Source organism: Fibrella rubiginis (genome assembly GCF_017353185.1).
In the GTDB taxonomy this organism is placed as follows: domain Bacteria; phylum Bacteroidota; class Bacteroidia; order Cytophagales; family Spirosomataceae; genus Fibrella; species Fibrella rubiginis.
Genome location: NZ_JAFMYV010000002.1, coordinates 115,524 through 135,486, shown reverse-complemented (window position 1 = coordinate 135,486; position 19,963 = coordinate 115,524). Strand labels below are relative to the sequence as shown.

Genomic DNA, 19,963 nt, shown 5'->3' with positions numbered 1-19,963 from the left:
GGTCGGCTTCGCGCTACGTGCCATTCGGCAGGCTTATTTTTTGTCATCCCGACGCAGGAGGGATCTATTTTCCTCACTCATAATCTGTTCTCAGGAGACTAGATCCCTCCTGCGTCGGGATGACAAAAAATAAGCCTGCCGAATGGCACGTAGCGCGAAGCTGTTACACGTTAAAATGTTAGAGCAATGTATAAGCAGATAGAACGATACGAAGCAATCCTAACCAGTTGGCTAGAGACGTTTGTCAGCCATCGTCAACACCTTGCCGATACGGAATATACGCTGGTGACAGACACGGTTCATCATCATTTTCAGGTGGTGAGAATCGGATGGGTGATTAGCTAATACCTATACAAAGTACTGTTCCATTTCCAGATCAAACCCACCGGCAAAATCTGGATATTGGTCAACAACACCAACCTACTCATTGCAACCGATGACCTTACAGCCTAAGGTATTCCCACCATGTCAGACATTGTCATCGGCTTTCTTCCCAATTCAATTCGGACCTATTCTGGATTTTCGGTGGCGTAAAATGGCCGTCCAGATGGAAATCGGAGTCGGATTTGGGGGAAACTGACTCGTAGCACATTGGGAGATAAAACACGCACAGTTTAGAACTAACATACCGGTTTTGCTAACTATGACTTATGGAGCGCCACGAATACTTTAACCTTTTTCACAACATTAGCACAGAAGACTATGCTTTGCTTGCAGACAGACTTAAACCCGAAGCATTTAAAAAAGGCAGTTTTATAATTGTTCCGGGCCAAGTTCAGGGAAAACTTTATTTTGTAAAAAGTGGTGTGCAAATGTCTTATTTTGATGCTGACAACAAAACACATGTCATTGCCTTTACCTACCCGCCAAACTTGTGTGCTATTCCTGAATCTTTTTCATTACAGCAACCTTCAACTTATTTCTTGACATGCCTGACAGACAGTGAGTTAGAATACGTAACTTTTAATGATCTTCAACAACTTTTTGACCAATCTCAGCAACTAGAACGCCTTTTTAGAAAAATGACGGAATATGTCTTGGCTGGAATGATTAGCCGACATATTGAGCTGCATTCATTAACTATCGAAGAGCGATACAGGATATTTTGCCAACGGAGCTCTCACCTATTGCAACTTGTTCCCCATAAGTACATTGCCTCTTACTTGGGTATAGACCCAACAAATTTTAGCAAGTTATTTAACAAAGTGAAAATCTGATGTTGGTATAGACCAAGATTTATCTTTGATGAGGTTGCGACTTTTGTTATAAAAAAGTATGGCAACACATTGGCTTGACACAGCGGAATATCCGTTTATATCAAACTACGCTAACATCAACGGATACAACCTTCATTACATCGACGAAGGAGAAGGAGAAACAGTGCTGTTTGTTCATGGTACGCCATCGTGGAGTTTCGATTTTCGCAATGTTATCAAAAAACTGGCTAAGCATTTTCGTTGCGTAGCGATTGACCACATTGGTTTTGGGCTTTCAGACAAACCCGAACGGTATGACTACTCAACACAAAACCATAGTGAAACCCTTGAGAAATTTGTATTTGAAAAACAACTGGACAATATAACGTTGGTGGTTCACGACGTTGGCGGACCAATTGGATTAAATTTCGCAATGAAATTGCCTGACAGAATAAAGAGGCTAGTAATCCTTAATTCTTGGTTATGGAGTAGTAGATATGAACCTGATTTCATCAGGCTTAGTAAGATATTAAAAAATCCATTACTTCCTTTTTTGTATCGCTATCTCAATTTTTCACCAAAATTCATTCTACCTAACTCGTTTGGTGATCATAAAATTACCAATAAATTGTTGAAGCAGTATACAGGACCGTTTGCCAACAAGACGCAACGAAACGGAGCGTTGGCGTTTGCTAAATCATTATTAAATGATCAGGATTGGTTTGAATCACTTTGGATCAGGAAGCAGGATATTTCCAATAAGCCTACACTGTTTATCTGGGGGCTAAAAGATCCTGTGATTAAAGTGCATTACTTACATAAATTTGTTTCGGGATTTACAAATTCACAGGTAATCAGCCTTGAAACAAGCGGGCATTTTCCACAGGAAGAGCAGCCAGAGGTAGTAGCAAAAGCTATATTTAACTTTTTGCTTGACAAAGAACACATTGGCTGATATGTATGGCTATTTGCTACCCACATTGTACATTACCCTATTCCCCGCCATACATTTTCTTCAACGCCACTTCGGCGGGTTTGCCCTGCGGGCTGAACATATCGCGCTCGCGGTGGCCGTGGCGTTCGTTCATGTGCCATTTCCAGACAAAGCCACCGGCAAACCAGGGTTGGGGCCATACGGCGGCGGTGAGGGCGGCGTAGGCGTTGGCTTGCGCGGTGGGGTTGGGCTGGCAATCGGTTTCGGATTCCCACGGTTTTTCGGCGGCGTGGTCGCAGGCGCGGTAGCCAAACTCGGTGAAGAGAATAGGTTTTTGGTGTTTGCCGCTTAGCTCCGCTAGCTCGGCCATTGGTTTTTTCCAGCCGCGCACCATCGCTTTTTCGGAGGGGGTTTTGGCATCGTCGAGGGGGAAATAGGCGTCCACTCCTATGTAATCAAGCTCCTTCCAGAACGGAATCTGCGCGAACCGGTCCCAGTTGGCGGCGTAGGTGAGCTGGCCTTTATATACCTTCCTAACGTCGGCAATGAGGGTTTTCCAGAAATCCGGGCGGGCCATCGAGAACTTGTCGAGTTCGGTGGTAATACAAAACAGGTCGACCTTGAGCGAGTCGGCGATGCGGGCGTTACCCAGTACGTAGCCCCGGTAATCGGTTTCAAACGATTGCCAGTCGGCTTCTTTATCAAAGGCCAGGTCGAGGTGCGAGCCGCCCATCATCCAGACGTGTGGTTTCAGCATCACCTTCAGACCCTGCGCCCGCGCCATCGCCACGGTGCCCGCAATGCCTTCGGGCGTTTCGCCCCACCATTGGCCCATGCGGCGTTCGCCGGGGGGCGGGTTGCCGTGCCAGTAAAAGTGGGGATCGTCTTTTTTGCAGAAGCCGTAAGGCACCACCGCCACCCAGGTGCCATTGTCAGCGCGAAGGGCCATCAGGGTGCTGTCGTTGGGCTTTTGGGGCGGGGCCACGAGATTCACGCCCTTCATCTTCTTGCCCGTATACACAAAGGGCACCGTCGATTGGCAGTTGGCCAGCAGGGCCATGAGAAAAAGGCAGCAGGAAAACGAGAATTGGCGCACAGGTTTTGGATAGATTGCGTTCATATTCCAGCGTGTAGAGGAAGGTTTTTTGGACAGGATTAGAGGGATTTTATGGATTGACAAGATTCTTTAATCCGTTTTTACATGAGAAAGAATCTTGTCAATCCATAAAATCCCTCTAATCCTGTCCAAAAAACCTTTATACACTGGCGTAGGGCAACTTACGCAAACTTCATCAGCGTTACGCACCTCAATGATCACCACCTCTGTTTTTGACCTGTTTAAAATCGGTCCCGGCCCGTCGAGTTCGCACACCATTGGCCCCATGAAAGCGGCCTACGATTTCGTTCAGCGCGTGTCGAACCTTCCCGCCGACCAACTCGCCGCCGCCACCGAACTGCACATTCACCTCTACGGATCGTTGAGTGCCACGGGCAAAGGCCACGGCACCGACCGCGCCATTGTGGCCGGACTGCTGGGCTGGCAACCCGAAACTACCAACCCCGACGCCCTGCTCAACCTCCTCCGCGACCCCACTGAAGTGTATCCCGTTCAGGCAGGTCATAAGGTGTTTCCGGTCAACGCGGCATCGATTCATTTCGAGCGCGTCCGTTATGATTCGCCCTACGCCAACACCATGGTACTGACCCTGACCGACGGCTCGACCAGGATTGCGTCGGAAGAATATTACTCCATCGGGGGGGGGTTCATCATCCGCAAAGGCCAACCCGATGAGAGTGCCAACCCCGTTTCGGTGCCCTACCCCTACTCGACGATGAACGAGTTGAAGGCGCATCTGACCGCATCGGGATTGCCGCTCTCGGAGGTGTTGTTAGCCAACGAAATAGCCGTTTCCAGGCTGTCGCGAAAGGAAGTAAACGCCCGGATTGATGGACTCATCGAGGCCATGCACAAGGCCGTGCGGCGGGGATTGCGACATAAAGGCGTACTGCCCGGTAACATCCGCCTGCGTCGTAAAGCACCGGCCCTGTATCAACAGGCACGGTCACTGGCACAGTCGGCAGATAGCTTTCTGATTTTCCTAAATGCCTACTGCTTAGCAGCTTCCGAAGAAAACGCGGCGGGAGGCATTGTCGTTACGGCCCCCACATCGGGCGCGTCGGGTGTGATTCCGGGGCTGACGTACCTGGCCAAACACCATTTTCATTACGACAAAACCACCCTGCGCGAAGGCCTGCTGGCGGCGGCGGCCATCGGCTTCCTGGTGAAGCACAACGCCAGCATTTCCGGTGCCGAAATGGGGTGCATGGGTGAAATCGGGACGGCCTCGGCCATGGGCGCGGCATTCCTGACGCAGTGTGCGGGCCACGGCATCGGGGCCATCGAAGCCGCCGCCGAAATCGGCATTGAGCACCACCTCGGCATGACCTGCGACCCCATCGGCGGCTACGTGCAAATCCCCTGTATTGAACGCAACGCGATGGGTGCCGTAAAGGCTTACAACGCCTACCTGTTGGCCTCGTCGGGTTCGCCCGGTATGCAAAAAATCTCCCTCGACGCGGTCATCAAAGTGATGAAAGCCACCGGCCGCGATATGTCCACAAAATACAAGGAAACCTCAGAAGCCGGATTGGCCCTGAGCGCGACGGAATGTTGAGGCCGGTTTAAGGTTGCTTCGCGCGGGTTGGCTTCGCGCTCTAGGCCCTTCGACAAGCTCAGGGTGACAGGCAGCTAGGGACATCTCAAAGAGTTGAGTCAAGGTCGTTGTCACCCTGAGCTTGTCGGGGACGCCCAGTCGAAGGGCAACCCGCGCGAAGCAACCTTAAACCTTAGACGTTAAAACCCCTCATCCCCTTCCAATACCTTTCGCTCTGTGGTCGGGTTCTGCTTAAAAATCAGTTCGAGTTGTTCGAACAGTTCCGGGTGCTTTTGTTTCAGCAGGTCGGGGCGTTTGAAGAAATATTCGGAGACGACGGCGAAGAACTCGGCTTCGTTGGTGAGGCCGTAGGGGTTGATGTCGGTGCGGCCCGTTTCCATCTGTTGCATGGTCTCGTGCATGAGCCGTAGCCAGGGTTGCAGGTGCTCTTTGGGCATCATCCTCTCCGGTGCCCCGTCGATCTCGCCGTCTACTTTGTCGAGGAGGTGAACAAACTCGTGGATGCCGGTATTTTCCTTGCTCGTCTTGTTCAGAAACCCGTTGAGCAAGGCCGATTTTGAGAGTGCCATGCTGCTTTGCAACGCACCGCCCGTACCCACCAGCCCCATTGTGCGCCGGTCGGCTCCTTCGGTCTCGAAGGTCTTTTCGTTGAACGTGCTATCGTAGAGCACCACATTGGTCAGGTTGGGGTACTGCCAGTCGTCGAACGCGAACACGGGAATGACTGCGCTGCTGGCTACCAGCACTTTATCCACGTCCGTCACCTCGGTATCCACGCCTTCGATGGTCACATTGGCCAGAAACTGATTGACGCGCTCGGCAAAAACCGGCTGCTTCTCATCGGGCAGCGAGGCATAGTACGGCACGTTTTGGGCCAGCAGCTCCACCATTGTTGGGGGCAACGGTGCCTCCGGCTCCACCACCGGTTTTCGGCGTTTCCGAAAAAAGAAAAACAACAAAAAGCCCGCCGCTAGCAAGCCCAGCAAAATCCCAATTACATAGCCCATGAGGAGGTAAACGGTAGGGGTAGTTCAATGTTTAAAGTCTAACGTTTAACGTTGCTTCGCGCTTGTAGAAGCCGGACGCGAAGCAACGTTAAACGTTAGACTTTAAACATTGAACTACCCTTCCGCCCACACCTGCGCCAGGTGCACGACTACTTCGGCGGCTTTTTGCATATCCTGAACCGAGACCCACTCCTGCCGCGAGTGGAAGGCGTGTTCGCCGGCGAAAATGTTAGGGCAGGGCAGGCCCATAAACGATAGCCGCGAGCCGTCGGTGCCGCCCCGAATGCTGCGCCGTTTGGGCGTGAGACCCGCCCGACGGATAGCTTCCAGTGCCTTATCGACCACGGCGGGGTGGCGGTCCAGTACTTCTTTCATGTTGCGGTACTGCTCCGTTACCGAGAACGTGGCCGTAGAATGGGGGTAGTCGCGGAGGACGCTGTTGAGCAGGTTTTGCAATAGCGTTTCGTGCGCGTGCAGGCCTTCCGTCGTGAAATCGCGGACGATGAAGCTGAGCGTCACACGGTCCTGATTGCCTTCTATGCTGGTGGGGTGAACAAACCCCTCCTTACCCTCCGTCGTTTCGGGCGAGAGGCCTTTCTGGGGAAGCCCGGCCAGGATGTCGCCCGCAATTTTCAGCGCGTTTTCCAGCTTGCCTTTGGCAAAACCGGGATGCGTACTCACGCCCTGAATCACAATCTTCACACCATCGGCGGAGAACGTTTCATCTTCCAGCGTACTCAATGATTCACCGTCGATGGTGTAGCCAAAATGGGCGTCGAGGCGTTTCATGTCGAGGTTGGCCGTGCCGCGCCCTACTTCTTCGTCGGGGGTAAACAGCAGCCGGATGCGTCCGTGAGGGACTTCCGGGTTCGTCATCAGGTATTCGGCGGCGGCCATAATGGCGGCAATGCCCGATTTGTTGTCGGCCCCCAGCAGCGTGGTGCCACTGGCCGTGATGATGTCGTTGCCCACTTGCTCGGCCAGATCGGGATGGTCGGCGCGGCGGATCACGATGGGCGCATCGGTGGCGTTCTCCCGGTCGGGTAGTTCAATATCAGAGCCGTCCCAGGCGTGGTGGATGATGGGTTTTACGCCCGCCCCCGTCACGTCGGGCGAGGTGTCCATGTGGGCGCAGAAGCAGATCGTGGGGGGTTGCAGAGCATCTACGTCCGGGTCGCCTTCATCGAGGCTGTTGGCCGGAATGGTGGCGTAGATATAGCCGAAGTCGTCCAGTTCGGCATCGGCAATGCCCAATTCGTGCAACTCCGAAACCAGCAGTCGGCCCAGATCTTTTTGCTTTTCGGTAGTCGGCCCCGCCGTCGATTGAGGGTCCGATTGGGTGTCAATCTGCACGTAACGCAGAAAACGGCTGGTGAGGGATTCGGTATTGATCATAAGGGGGGGGTACGTGGCTGTTTTTGTGTGTGGCTTTGTGCGACATGGCTTTGCACGAGTATGGCTGCGCGCTCCAGGCTACGCGGCGCGGGCCCTTCGACAAGCTCAGGGTGACAACGACGTTGATTCAATTTAAGAACCTCTCCGTTGTCGCTCGGCTCCAGCCGAGTGACCCATATCTAAGGGCCTCCGGCCCGTAATGCGACGTTGAGACACCTGGGCCTACATCGTTCAAGTTCAAGCTACGGGCCGGAGGCCCTCGGATATCCGTCACTCGGCATGAGCCGAGCGACAACGGAGAGGTTCTTAAATTGAATCAACGTCCCGCCACCCGGAGCTTGTCGAAGGGCCCGCGCCGCGTAGCCTGGAGTACAAAGCCATGTCGCCCAAAGCCACACTCCCCAAACTTACGACGCATCTACACTTCCACCCCATTTATCCGATTTAATGCATCCGATTGGTGCCGCCACATTTCGCCGAAAATGATGCTGCGTCGGCGGAGGTCGACGAATGTGCCCTCATCCACAATGCGGCCATTGTCGAGGATGTAGATATAGTCGAAAAGGGGGAGCAGGTGCAGGCGGTGGAGGGAGGAGACTACGGCTTTGTCGGCGAAGGTACCCAGCAGGGCGTGGTAGATCAGGTACTCCGTTTTGGGGTCCACGCTGCTGGTGGGTTCGTCGAGCAAAATAATGTCACTTTGGCGGGCGGCCAGCAGTCCCCGCGCCAGGGCCAGCCGCTGCTTTTGCCCACCCGACAGGTTCACGCCTTTTTCCTGGATGAGCGTGTCCAGGCCGTTGGGCAGGTACGAGGCTACGTCGGCAAAACGGGCTATCTGGCATACCTCGGCCACTTCGGCGTCGGTGAAGGGTAGTCCCAGCGTGATGTTGTAGCGGGCGGTGTTTTCAAAAATTTCCGGCTCCTGCGGAAACAGCGTTACTGTGCCCCCAATAGCCGACCAGTCCATGCGCGTCTCGCCATCGACGGTCCAGTTTACGCCCTCGCTGGGGCTGTTCAGACCACGCAACAGGGTCAGCAGCGTACTCTTGCCCGATCCACTTTCGCCGATAAGGGCCACGCGTTTGCCCCGTTGCAAATTGATCGACAAGCTTTTGAGCGAAGCAGGCTGCCGTTCATTCAGGCCCGGAACTACGGGGTGTTCATAGTTGAGGTTACTCACCGAAAGCGCTGTCCAGCCATCGGGCAGCGTGGCGGCAGCGGGCTGGTGATGTTCGTTGTAGGCCTCGCCAATTTGCCGGGCGGTCTGCACGTCGGTGTTGAACTGCACAATCTGCGTGTACTGCCAGGCTACGTCGTTGAACACACTCGTAAACTGGTTTACATAGCCCAGCAGCGTTACCAGCCCACCCACGTAAAATACCGTTCCCGGCACGTAATGCTGGTGGATGTAGCCGGTGGTAATGATCACATAGATGCCCGCAATGAGCATGGAGGCCACAAACCACTTCCATTCGTTGATCCTGATTTCGCGACGAAACGGAGGCTTAATGTCATCGACCTTACCCGTCAGCCGCTGCTCCATCCGGCCTTCCAGCCGTAACGTGAGCACGGTGATGATGTTGGAGAGGCTGTCGTAGAGCGACGAGGACAGTTCGTGCTGCCGTTCGTTGGTCTCTTCCAACGCGGCCACAAACGGTTTGTCGAACCGACGGATCACCCAGACCGTGAGGGCACCCAGCACCAGACCCAGGCAGCCATAGAGGGGTGCAAAGTAGAGCATGGCACCAAACGAGAGGGCGAACTTGGCCACGACGTGCAGGTAGGTGAAGCCATTTTCGAAAAAGCCTTTCAGTGCTCCGTAGGCTTTATTGATTCGGTTGATGGTGGCCCCGCTATGGTGCGTTTTGTGCCAGCCTAGGGGCAGGTGCAGGGTTTGATGATACAGTTCGTCCAGGAAATTACGGCTCACGTCGAACGCCAGTTGCCGCTCCAGAATCCGGGCCGGACCGTGGAAGGCCCACTCCAGGATTTTCAGCCCCAGAAAGATGCCGCCGTAGAGCAGCGTCGTGTTCAGAACGGTGGCCGGGCTGTGCTGAATGCGGTCGATAAACCAGCCAAAAAGCAGCGGGTGCGACGCGCCCACCAGGTTGGCGCCAATAAAGAGGAGGTATACAACGAGGTAGCGCCCGCGCTGCTGACGGGCGTAATGCCAGGCCGTACGCAGCAGGGCTACGTAGGGATTTTTCATAGTTGGTAGTGAGTCGTTACGGTAAAGCGAAGTTCACAAAAATGATGCCCATTTCACAGTAGGTCTATGTGAATAAAAGGATTTCGGATTGGGGATTTCGGATTGCGGATTGGGCTGACGCACGAATGCGCTTGCGTCAGCCCAATCCGCAATCCGAAATCCCCAATCCGAAATCCCTTTTCCCTTTCCACGTGTTTATTTCGGGGTTTTTGCGTATCTTTAGGGGTTGCTGCCATGGCTGCGACGGCCTGCTTTCCCACCCAATTTTTTGACCAGTTAACGCGTATTTTTTTTGCAAGATGACAGACGACAATCAGGAATCTGCTGACCAAACAACACCTACTAATGATGAACCCATCAACGACCTGCTCCACGATCAGACCGTTGTATCGGGCCTCTACGAAACGTATTTTCTCGACTACGCCTCCTACGTCATTCTGGAGCGGGCGGTACCGGCCATTGAAGACGGGCTAAAACCCGTGCAGCGCCGCATCCTCCACGCCCTGAAAGAGATGGACGATGGCCGCTTTAACAAGGTGGCTAACGTGATCGGGCAGACGATGCAGTACCACCCCCACGGCGACGCCTCCATCAACGAGGCGATGGTCAACATTGGCCAGCGCAACCTGGTCTTCGACATCCAGGGCAACTGGGGCGACATCCTCACTGGCGACGGTGCCGCCGCGCCGCGCTATATTGAAGTGCGCCTCTCGAAGTTTGGGGCCGACGTGGTGTTCAATAATGATACTACCGAGTGGCAACTGTCGTATGACGGGCGCAAGCGTGAGCCGGTAACCCTGCCCGTGAAGTTCCCGCTGCTGCTGGCTATGGGCGTGGAAGGCATTGCCGTGGGCCTTTCCACCAAAATTCTGCCGCATAATTTCAATGAATTGATCGACGCCAGCATTCAGTTGCTGAAAGACAAACCCGTTACCCTTTACCCCGATTTCCAGACCGGCGGCCTCATCGACGTGAGTAACTACAACGACGGGCACCGGGGCGGTAAAGTGCGGGTGCGTGCCCGGATTGAAGAACTGGACAAGAAGACGCTCGTCATCCGCGACATTCCGTTTGGCACCACCACCACGTCGGTGAAGGATTCGATCATTAAGGCCAACGACGACGGGAAGATCAAGATCAAAAAGGTGGAGGACCTCACCTCGAAAGACGTCGAGATTGTGGTTCACCTCACCCCCGGCGTATCGCCCGACGTGACGATTGATGCGCTCTACGCTTTCACGGACTGCGAGGTGAGCATTTCACCCAATGCCTGCGTCATCATCAAAGACAAGCCGCACTTTGTGAGCGTGTCGGAGATTCTGCGCTACAACACCGACCAGACGGTGGCCTTGCTGAAGCAGGAACTGGAAATTCGGCGGGGTGAACTGATGGAAAAGCAACTTTACGCGTCGCTGGAGAAAATTTTCATCGAAAACCGCATCTACCGGAAAATAGAGGAGTGCGAAACGTTCGAGGCCGTACTGGAAACCATCGACAAGGGTCTGAAACCGCATAAGAAACTCTTCTACCGCGAGATCACCCAGGACGACCTGATCCGCCTGACTGAGATTCGGATCAAGCGCATTTCCAAATACGATGGCTTTAAGGCCGACGAGCTGGTGAAACGCTTGGAGCAGGAACTGGCCGAGGTGGAAGACAACCTCGCCAACCTCACGCGTTATGCCATTGCCTACTTCAAAGACCTGCAGAAGAAGTATGGCAAAGGCCGCGACAGGCGCACCGAAATCCGGGCGTTCAACACCATCGCCGCTAACGTAGTCGCCGCCGCCAACCAGAAGCTTTATGTCGACCGCGAGGGTGGGTTCATTGGCTACGGCCTGAAAAAAGACGAGTTCGTTTCGGACTGCTCCGATATCGACGACGTGATTGTGTTCCGCCGCGACGGCAAATGCCTGGTGACCAAGATTCAGGAGAAGACGTTCGTGGGTAAAGACATCATCTACGTATCGGTGTTCAAGAAAAACGACGAACGCCGGGTCTACAATCTCATCTATCAGGATGCCAAATCAGGCATTTCAATGGCCAAGCGGTTTCCCGTCACCGCCGTCACCCGCGACCGCGAGTATGACCTCACGATGGGTAACCCCAAGTCGAAGATTCTGTACTTCTCGGCCAACGACAACGGTGAGGCTGAGATTGTTACGGTAAACCTGACGGCGCAGAGCACAGCCAAACTGAAGCAGTTCGATTTTGACTTTGCCACCATCAGCATCAAAAACCGGTCGGCGCAGGGCAATATTCTCACCAAATACAACGTCCGTAAGATCACGCAGAAAACGGCGGGGTCGTCAACCCTCGGCGGCGTAGACATCTGGTACGACGATCACCTGGGCCGGCTCAACCGCGACGAACGGGGGCGACTGCTGGGTAATTTCGACGCCAAAGACACCATCCTGGTTGTTTATAAAACCGGCGAGTATGAGCTGACCAGCTTTGATATTACCAACCGCTACGAACCCAACGACGTAGCCGTGCTGCAAAAGTTCGACCCCGAAACGGTCATCTCAGCGCTGTATTACGAGGCGGGTCTGAAGCTGTATTACGTGAAGCGGTTTAAGATCGAGACCACGTCTATCGACAAAAAATTCAGTTTTATTGGTGAGACAAAAGGCTCAAAACTCTTTGCTGTTTCAGCCGACGCAACCCCCCGTATTGAATTGCAGTATATGGTGAAAGAACGGGGGCCTGTCGAGAAGATGGTGCTCGAACCGGCTGGCTTCATCGATGTGCGTGGCTGGAAGGCACTGGGCAGCAAGTTGCCCTACGCAAAGGTGAAAGAAGCTAAATTGCTGGCTCCTAAAGCCGGTCCGGTTGCAACCGTGAACGTGCTCAAGGAGTCTTCCATCATTGACCCTGAACCCGAAGCCGAAACCGTTGCTGACGACGGTGGGCAGTTGGGGCTATTTTAACTTAGTTCAATGTCTACAGTCTAAAGTTCAAGGTTCAGTCGAGTCCATACGCAATCCTTAAACTTTGGACTGTAGACATTGAACCTTGAACTCCATCTATGACCACTGCCCGCCCCGCTGCCCGTGCGGTTGCTCGCCGCTCACGATCGCGCCGTTCTGCACTTCGGCAGGGTAAGCGCGTGGTGAAGTGGCTGATTGTGGGCATGTTTGGTGGTGTATTGATCGTGCTGTGCTGCAACTGGTGGGTGGTTTACAGCACCCGGAGCCAGATCTATTTCGACATGCACAAACTGCCCGCCAACGACGTGGGGCTGGTTTTGGGTACGAGCAAATACGTGAAGGGCGGCAAAGACAACCTGTTCTTCCGCTACCGCATGGAGGCCACCGCCCGTCTCTGGAAAGAAGGCAAGGTCAAATACCTGATCCTGAGCGGCAACAACGATTCGGAATTCTATAACGAGCCGGTCGACATGCAAAACGCCCTGCTCAAACTCGGCGTCCCCTCCGACGTGATGATTCCCGACTATGCCGGCTACCGCACCTTCGACTCGGTGCTGCGGTGCAAGGAGGTGTTCAAGCAACACCACATCACCATCATCTCGCAGAATTTTCACAACGCCCGCGCGCTGTACATTGGCAACCACGAAGGCATCAACGCCGTAGCCTTCGCCGCCCAGGACGTACCCGACGGATACTCCCTGCGCACGCTCATCCGCGAATACATGGCCCGCCCCCTCGCCATGCTCGATGTGCACCTGTTGCGCCCACAAACAGAGTTAGGGAATGTGCCGATAAAGTGAGTTTAAGGTTTAATGTCTGAAGTTGCTTCGCGTCCCAGGGATGCGAAGCTACGCCACCACGCGAAGCAACTTTAGACGTTAAACCTTAAACTTGCAACTCTCTTTAATACCGCCGCAGTAGGGCCAGCATGTCGGCGTCGAGTTGTTGGCCCTGGTGGTTTTTGTAGTTTACGTCGGGGCGGTCGCTGTTGAGGATACCGAAACTGCCCCTGAAATTCCAGAGCGACCAACCCCACCCCGCTTCCTGCCAAAGCTTCAGATTCGATTCCATCCAGGCTAGTGCCACATCGTGCGGGGTCTTGTTGAAACAGCCCCACTCGCCCACGTGCACACCCACACCTTTGCGTTGCAGGGCCTGCCAGGGTTCAATATTGACTTTTCTGAGCATATCGGGGTTCCAGGTCGCTCCCATCCAGGCCATGGGCCAGGCGGGCGGTTGCCAGTCTTTGATGTTTACCCACGACGCCTTGTAGTGGCTTACCGACATGGGCAGGTAGCCCCGCGTACTCTGACCACCCACCACCCCCGCCAGCGACGGCACCGGTTGCGTACCATACTGTAGTCCGTCGGCAATGATCAGCCGCTGGGGGTCAATCGCCTGAATGCCCGCCACAAGGGCTTTTACCACCCGTGTGTAGCTGGCTTCGTCGACGTTGGCGGGTTCGTTAATCAAATCAAAGCTGACCTCGGTGTTGGGACGGCCCTTATAGCGTTGAGCCAGGTGTTTCCAGTGAAATACGGCGGCTTCCAGTGCCCGTTCGTCGGTCCAGAGGCTGAGGGGTTCGGCGGGTGGATTTACGCAGTAGCCCGGAATCCGATGCAGGTTCAGGTTGACGTGGAGGCCATGTTTTTTGCCCCACTCAACGGCCTGGTCGACATCTTTGAGCTTGGCTTTATTCAGGTTCATCCAGGTGGTTGGGTCGCCGGAGGCCCAGCAGCGGTACGACATGGGCAACCGCACGAAGTTGAAACCCCAACCGGCAATCCAGTCGAAGTCGCGTTCCTTGAAAGACCCCTCTGGTTCGGGGCCACCGCCCCCGGCTATAAATTTTTCGAGCAGGTTGAACCCCCGCCAGCGGGGTAAGGCGTTGGGTAGTGGTGGTATCTGGTTGGCGTTGGCCTCAGCAGCCAGCGCGAAAGCCGTACCCGCCGCCATTGTTGAACAAATAAAAGATCGTCTATTCATAAGAAGTTGATGTGAAAAAGTGAGATGCGATTGAAGAGAAGTGACTGTGTGCCCCACCGTTGTCAGCCGCTCTCGTTCTGTCGTTGTAGGCCGTTGTCGCTTGGCTCTGGCCGAGTGACCCATATCTGAGGGCCTCCGGCCCGTAGTGCGACGTTGAGACACGTTAGCCTACATCGTTCAAGTTCGAGCTACGGGCCGGAGGCCCTCAGATATGGGTCACTCGGCCAGAGCCAAGCGACAACGAGTGACAGACAACAGAGCGACAGCAGTGGACAACGGCACTCCAGCGTGTAAAACCCATTCCCCTTACACCTTCCACCGGTCTTTTAGAAACTTCATCATAAACACGTTTACATCCCACTGACTCACAACGGGTTGCTGGGTGTAGGGCAGCGTGGGGAGGTAGCCGGGGGCAGGACCAAATTCGCAGGTGACGGTGAGTTCGGGGGTACCAGCCGTAAGCATGCGTTGCCGAATCGTGTCCCACCATTTGGCGTGGGTTTCCAGCGCACTTTGCCACTCCGGCGCGCGGGGGTCCGACACTTGCGGACCTTCGGGGTGGCCCACCCGGCAGTGAATATGATCGGTGCGTTGCAGGGCGCGGCTCATGTTGTCGGCCTGATCGGCGAGGTACGATTCCGATACGTTGACCCAGTGCGAAAAATCGCCCGTGAGGCGCAGGTTGGGGAAGGTAACGAAGTAATGCTGTATGGCCGGTGCCGAATAGGAAAACCGCCCGCGGTGGGTCTCGTTCAGGATCGTTACGCCCGACGCTTTCTGTACATCCAGCGTCACCTGAATCAGCTCACAGTTTTGTTCGTAGGTGAAATAATCGTGGCCCGTGTGGGCATTGATGAACTGCGGTTTGTGTTTAGCCGTAGCTTCCAGATCGGTACGGAATTTGGCTTTATGTTCGGGGAAGTTGGCCCCACCGCCAAAGGCCATCAGGATCAGCCGGAGGCCGTTGTCCTGCATGATTTTCACGGCTTCGACCTGTTTGTCGAGGCCCACGGCCACTTCCATCCCATCATAGCCAGCCGCCTTCACGCGCCTGGCTGCTTCGGCCAAACCAAGGGATTCCATACCCCAAAATGGGCAATAAAAGAGCGTTTTCAAGAGATTCTGGGGTTGTAATTTGTGATGTTGCTGTTGGTTTTGCGGGGGGTGGCTTCACGCTCTAGGTTGCTGTCGCCTGGCCCTTCGACAAGCTCAGGGTGACAGCCCATCTCAGTGCAGTTTCTTGACTTGATTCAAGTTCCCTGTCACCCTGAGCTTGTCGAAGGGCCAGGCGACAGCAACCTAGAGCGTGAAGCCACCCCCGCAAAACCAACAGCAACCCATGCAAGCAGCACTACGAAACCCAAAGGCTGGTTTTCGCCATCACTCCCCATTTACCGTCTTTTTTTTCCAGAAATACCAAAAATCCTTCCCCAGAGAAGCTACCGCTCACTTCTGAGTAGTAGCAGACAGCTTTTGTATCGTCTGATGAGAAGGCCACCTTTGAAAACTGTATGATAGATCTGAAGTCAGGGTAGTCTTTGCGTAAAGCCTCATACCCGCGTGCCGCCCAATTTTCGCTGCCAAAATAGTAAGCTCTTTTGTCGTTTGTCCAAAGTAATGTCTCCTGGCAGGCAAACCTGAGCCGCTTTTTTAATTCGTACCGGGTAAATTGACTGCCATCTATCGACGCTAGGAACGACCACCAGTCTGCCTGCTTGTGAAAAGGCTTTTTTTCTAGGAAAAGCCAGGCAAGTTGCTTTGGCATTTCGTTGAATTTGAACCAGGAATTCTGGCCTGACTGTATTTCCGTTTGGGAGTGCACCAACCACAACTTGTTAGGCTGACGGACATAGCTTGACTCGTCGCAACGGGAGAAATAGTTGCCGACGACGGAATAAACTTCATAGTCTTCATCGGGCAGGACTGGGAATGTTGGCTGAGCCAAAGCAGCCTGATGCAGGGTAACTAGCACGATTGAGAACCAGAGCAGTCGGGCCATTTGTTGCAGCTGTAATTGAGTAGTTTACTGATGCCATCGTTTGGAGTGATAGCATCAATATAAGCAACGTTGGGTAACAGATACTACGCTATCTGTCGGCATGTATTCTGGTAATGCCCCGTCGTATGGGGCAAAAATTGTACTTTGCGGTGTTTGTGGGCTGTCTGGTTATGGCAGCTAAGGCATCTTCTACTTTTTCTAATCAAAATTCAATTCTTCAGTTCTTATGAGCGATGTAGCCACCCGATTTGCCCCCGGCGTTGTCACGGGTGAAGGCGTTTCCGAGATTTTCCGTCATGCCAACGAAAATGATTATGCCCTGCCCGCAGTCAACGTGGTGGGTACCAACTCGGTGAACGCCGTGCTGGAAACGGCCAAAGCCGTTAACTCGCCGGTGATTATCCAGTTTTCAAACGGCGGCGGTATTTTCTACGCGGGCAAATCCCTTTCCAACGACGGGCAAAAGGCAGCTATCGCCGGGTCGGTATCAGGGGCGTTGCATATCCACAACATCGCCGAACTCTATGGTGTACCCGTTATTCTCCATACCGACCATTGCGCTAAAAAACTCCTCCCCTGGATCGACGGCCTGCTGACGGCGTCAGAAAAGCATTTCGACCAGACGGGCAAGCCCCTCTACTCTTCGCACATGCTCGACCTTTCAGAAGAGCCGATTGAAGAGAACATCGAAATTTCGTGCAAATACTTCGAAAGGATGGCCAAGATGGGCATGACGCTGGAGATTGAACTCGGCGTGACGGGTGGCGAAGAAGACGGCGTGGATAATTCAGACGTCGATGACTCAAAACTATACACGCAGCCGTCGGAAGTGGCCTATGCCTATGAGCACCTGCGTAAGATTTCGCCCAACTTCACGATTGCTGCCGCTTTTGGCAACGTGCACGGCGTATATAAGCCCGGCAACGTGAAACTGTCGCCCATCATTCTGAAAAACTCGCAGGACTACATCCAGGAGAAATTCGGTACGGGTCCGCTGCCGGTGAACTTCGTCTTCCACGGCGGATCAGGCTCAAGCCGCGAAGAAATTCGCGAGGCCATTCAGTACGGTGCTATCAAAATGAATATCGACACCGACATGCAGTGGTCGACCTGGGAGGGCATCCTGACCTATTACAAGGCGAAGGAAGGCTATCTGCAAAGCCAGCTTGGCAACCCTGAAGGGCCAGATTCGCCCAACAAGAAATACTACGACCCCCGCGTGTGGCTCCGCAAAGGCGAAGAGAGCATGTCGGCCCGGTTGAAAGTGGCCTTCGAAGACCTCAACTGCATCAACCGCCTGGCGTAAGAGGGGGAAGATAGTTTAGAGTTTTCAGTTCATAGTTTTCAGTTGCTTCGCCCGCTTAGGAGGTTCATCGCGAAGCAACTGAAAACAAAAAAAGGTCTGGCAAAAAGCTTAAACAGAAGCTTTTTGCCAGACCTTTTTTTACGCCTGTGCCAACTGGCGAATGGTGCCCGCCAGCGCCTTGAAGCCCTCAATACTGGTGGGTTTGGTCACAAAAGCATCAGCCCCCAACGCCATACATACATTGCGCTCGTCGACCGACGACGACGTGGTCAGCACCAGAATTGGCACTCGTCTGTAGATGGAATCCTGCCGAATTTGCGCCAGTACGTCACGGCCATGAATAATCGGGAGGTTCAGGTCCATCACGATCAGGTCAGGACTAGTACTATTTTTTTTCAGCGTGGGCAGGGCTTCATCACCCTGCATCACAATGGTTAACGCAGCCGCAATAGCCTCCCGCCCAAGTGCGTAGCGGAAGAGGTCGATGTCGTCCTGGTCGTCTTCAATGAGTAATAAGGAAAGCATTGGTATGTCAAGTACGGAGATTTACTCACGAAGTTATCCATATTTAGGCTATGCTGCCAGCAACAAACTGCTTATTTTCACACGGCTATTCATTAATCCTTTAACTGCCGTTCCATGTATTCGTCTTCGCTAAACGTCGATGGCAACCTAGTGCAACTTACTGCATTGCTCAACCAGGCCCCTATATCGGTGGCTATTTATGAAGGTTCCGATTATGTCATTGCCTTTGCCAATGAAAATTACGGGCGCGATACCGGCCGTAAAGCCGATCAGCTCATTGGAAAACCATTCCAGGAAGCCTTTCCTGAACTTGATAACCAAGGCTTTAAGGTTATACTTGACAACGTATATAGTTCGGGGATTCCCTACGAAGCCAATGGACAGGGGGTTTTGCTAAAGCGCAATGGCCGCGAGGAATTGTCTTATCATAAGCTCACTTTTCAGCCAATCCGGAATGAGACGGGTGCTATCACGGGCATTTTCTCGGTTAGCCAGGAAGTAACCGAACAGGTATTGGCTCGCCAGAAAACCGATAAAGACCAACGATTGCTGGAGGTCGTACTTCAACAAAATCCGCTTGGTGTTGGCGTATTTAACGGTCCCGATTATATCATTGAGTTTGCCAATCCGGCTGTTTGCCAGTTGTGGGGCCGCTCCCTGGAGCAGGTGCTTGGCAAGAAGCTATTCGACGCCCTGCCCGAAGCCGCCGGACAAGGCTTTGAGGAATTGCTCCACAGTGTCCGTACCACAGGCGTACCTTTTGTAGGCAATGGCTTACCAGTGGTACTTGAACGGACTGGAGGACGCGAAACGGTCTTCTTTGACTTTGTGTACAAACCCATCCGTGAGCCAGACAGCACGATTGACCGCGTGATGGTGGTGGCTACCGAAGTGACCCAGACGATGCAGGCCCGGCAGGCACTGGAAGCCTCAGAAGCCCGCTACCGGCAACTAGCCGAAGAACTGGAGCAACGGGTGAACGAGCGCACGGCCGAACTACAACAGGTAAACAAAACGCTCGAAAACTCGAACTTCGACCTCATGCAGTTTGCCTCGGTGGCCTCGCACGACCTGAAAGAACCACTTCGTAAAATCCAGGCTTTTGGCACCATCCTCCAGACAACCGCCGACACAAAACTGGACGAGACCGAGCGCAACTACTTTCAGCGCATGATTACGGCAACGGGCCGTATGCAGTCGCTGGTCGACGATGTACTCAATCTCTCCAAGTTATCCAATCAGCACGCCATTTTTGCCGAGACAGACCTCAACGCCGTACTATCACAACTTGTTGATGATCTGGATGTTACTATCCGTGAGCGGGGTGCCAGAATCAACGTTGGTCCGCTGCCCGTTTTGTCGGCCAACACGGGTCAACTGCATCAGCTATTTCAGAACCTGATCAGCAATGCGCTGAAATTTACCGGCGACCAGCCACCGGTGATCGACATTCGTCAGCAACCGGTAAGCCCGGAATTGGCCATGCAGGCCGGATTGCCACCCACCCGCTACGTACGGATCGACGTGCGCGACAATGGCATTGGGTTTGATCCAACCTACCGCGACAAGATTTTCGGCATTTTCCAGCGGCTGCACGGGGCGCGGTTTGGGGGTACGGGCATTGGGCTGGCCATTTGCAAGCGGATTGTGGAGAACCACAACGGACGCATTCTTACCGAAAGCAGTCCCGGCAACGGTGCCACGTTTCAGATCTGGTTGCCCGTAGAACAATAGTATTTCTGGCAAACACAAAACGGCTTCGGGAGTTGATAGAGCGTAATCCTTTAGATCTATCAACATT

General features: G+C 53.7%; 16 protein-coding genes. 8 read left to right on the top strand and 8 right to left on the bottom strand.

The window, feature by feature from the left end; translation table 11 throughout:
• Window positions 1-186: 186 nt before the first annotated feature.
• The 3 genes from J2I47_RS26955 to J2I47_RS04060 all read left to right on the top strand — a co-directional run bounded on the left by J2I47_RS26955 (window position 187) and on the right by J2I47_RS04060 (window position 2,151).
• On the top strand, window positions 187-345 hold the full coding sequence (locus J2I47_RS26955; RefSeq protein ID WP_207363285.1) for an element excision factor XisI family protein: 159 nt from the start codon (window positions 187-189) through the stop codon (window positions 343-345).
• A 305-nt stretch (window positions 346-650) separates the two neighbouring features.
• On the top strand, window positions 651-1,217 hold the full coding sequence (locus J2I47_RS04065) for a Crp/Fnr family transcriptional regulator (RefSeq protein WP_207363284.1): 567 nt from the start codon (window positions 651-653) through the stop codon (window positions 1,215-1,217).
• Between the two features lie 58 nt (window positions 1,218-1,275).
• Entirely contained in the window at window positions 1,276-2,151 is an 876-nt protein-coding gene (locus tag J2I47_RS04060; RefSeq protein ID WP_207363283.1) for an alpha/beta fold hydrolase, read from the top strand.
• Between the two features lie 37 nt (window positions 2,152-2,188).
• Here the strand turns inward: J2I47_RS04060 and J2I47_RS04055 are convergent, their stop codons facing one another.
• The gene (locus tag J2I47_RS04055) at window positions 2,189-3,250 is read right to left on the bottom strand and encodes a glycoside hydrolase family 113 (protein ID WP_207363282.1); all 1,062 of its coding nucleotides are present in this window, start codon (window positions 3,248-3,250) and stop codon (window positions 2,189-2,191) included.
• 190 nt (window positions 3,251-3,440) lie between these two features.
• On the opposite strand from J2I47_RS04055, the gene J2I47_RS04050 reads away from it, so the two are divergent.
• Complete coding sequence (locus J2I47_RS04050; protein WP_207363281.1) at window positions 3,441-4,805, top strand: L-serine ammonia-lyase; 1,365 nt, start codon at window positions 3,441-3,443, stop codon at window positions 4,803-4,805.
• A 179-nt stretch (window positions 4,806-4,984) separates the two neighbouring features.
• Here J2I47_RS04050 and J2I47_RS04045 read toward each other — a convergent pair whose 3' ends face one another.
• The 3 genes from J2I47_RS04045 to J2I47_RS04035 all read right to left on the bottom strand — a co-directional run bounded on the left by J2I47_RS04045 (window position 4,985) and on the right by J2I47_RS04035 (window position 9,416).
• Window positions 4,985-5,812, bottom strand: a complete 828-nt coding sequence (locus J2I47_RS04045) for a M90 family metallopeptidase (RefSeq protein WP_207363280.1) — start codon at window positions 5,810-5,812, stop codon at window positions 4,985-4,987.
• A 114-nt stretch (window positions 5,813-5,926) separates the two neighbouring features.
• Window positions 5,927-7,207, bottom strand: a complete 1,281-nt coding sequence (gene pepT, locus J2I47_RS04040) for a peptidase T (RefSeq protein WP_207363279.1) — start codon at window positions 7,205-7,207, stop codon at window positions 5,927-5,929.
• Window positions 7,208-7,625: 418 nt separating this feature from the next.
• Window positions 7,626-9,416 carry an ABC transporter ATP-binding protein gene (locus tag J2I47_RS04035; RefSeq protein ID WP_207363278.1) on the bottom strand — a complete coding sequence of 597 codons (1,791 nt, stop codon included), beginning with the start codon at window positions 9,414-9,416 and terminating at the stop codon, window positions 7,626-7,628.
• Window positions 9,417-9,715: 299 nt separating this feature from the next.
• Here J2I47_RS04035 and J2I47_RS04030 point away from each other — a divergent pair, with 299 nt between their 5' ends.
• The gene (locus J2I47_RS04030; RefSeq protein ID WP_207363277.1) at window positions 9,716-12,346 is read left to right on the top strand and encodes a DNA gyrase/topoisomerase IV subunit A; all 2,631 of its coding nucleotides are present in this window, start codon (window positions 9,716-9,718) and stop codon (window positions 12,344-12,346) included.
• A 98-nt stretch (window positions 12,347-12,444) separates the two neighbouring features.
• Window positions 12,445-13,146: a SanA/YdcF family protein gene (locus J2I47_RS04025; protein WP_207363276.1), complete on the top strand. Its 702-nt coding sequence runs from the start codon at window positions 12,445-12,447 to the stop codon at window positions 13,144-13,146.
• Between the two features lie 103 nt (window positions 13,147-13,249).
• On the opposite strand, the gene J2I47_RS04020 is transcribed toward J2I47_RS04025, so the two are convergent.
• The 3 genes from J2I47_RS04020 to J2I47_RS04010 all read right to left on the bottom strand — a co-directional run bounded on the left by J2I47_RS04020 (window position 13,250) and on the right by J2I47_RS04010 (window position 16,331).
• Window positions 13,250-14,332 (bottom strand): glycoside hydrolase family 5 protein, encoded by a 1,083-nt coding sequence (locus J2I47_RS04020; protein WP_207363275.1) that lies wholly within the window; start codon window positions 14,330-14,332, stop codon window positions 13,250-13,252.
• Between the two features lie 306 nt (window positions 14,333-14,638).
• A complete protein-coding gene (locus tag J2I47_RS04015) occupies window positions 14,639-15,415 on the bottom strand; it encodes a sugar phosphate isomerase/epimerase family protein (RefSeq protein WP_207363274.1) in 777 nt (258 codons plus the stop codon).
• A gap of 268 nt (window positions 15,416-15,683) precedes the next feature.
• Entirely contained in the window at window positions 15,684-16,331 is a 648-nt protein-coding gene (locus J2I47_RS04010) for a hypothetical protein (protein WP_207363273.1), read from the bottom strand.
• Between the two features lie 226 nt (window positions 16,332-16,557).
• On the opposite strand from J2I47_RS04010, the gene fbaA reads away from it, so the two are divergent.
• Window positions 16,558-17,637 carry a class II fructose-bisphosphate aldolase gene (fbaA, locus tag J2I47_RS04005; protein WP_207363272.1) on the top strand — a complete coding sequence of 360 codons (1,080 nt, stop codon included), beginning with the start codon at window positions 16,558-16,560 and terminating at the stop codon, window positions 17,635-17,637.
• A gap of 138 nt (window positions 17,638-17,775) precedes the next feature.
• On the opposite strand, the gene J2I47_RS04000 is transcribed toward fbaA, so the two are convergent.
• On the bottom strand, window positions 17,776-18,162 hold the full coding sequence (locus J2I47_RS04000; RefSeq protein ID WP_207363271.1) for a response regulator: 387 nt from the start codon (window positions 18,160-18,162) through the stop codon (window positions 17,776-17,778).
• Between the two features lie 114 nt (window positions 18,163-18,276).
• On the opposite strand from J2I47_RS04000, the gene J2I47_RS03995 reads away from it, so the two are divergent.
• Window positions 18,277-19,896 (top strand): PAS domain-containing sensor histidine kinase, encoded by a 1,620-nt coding sequence (locus tag J2I47_RS03995; RefSeq protein ID WP_207363270.1) that lies wholly within the window; start codon window positions 18,277-18,279, stop codon window positions 19,894-19,896.
• The last annotated feature ends 67 nt before the right edge of the window (window positions 19,897-19,963 follow it).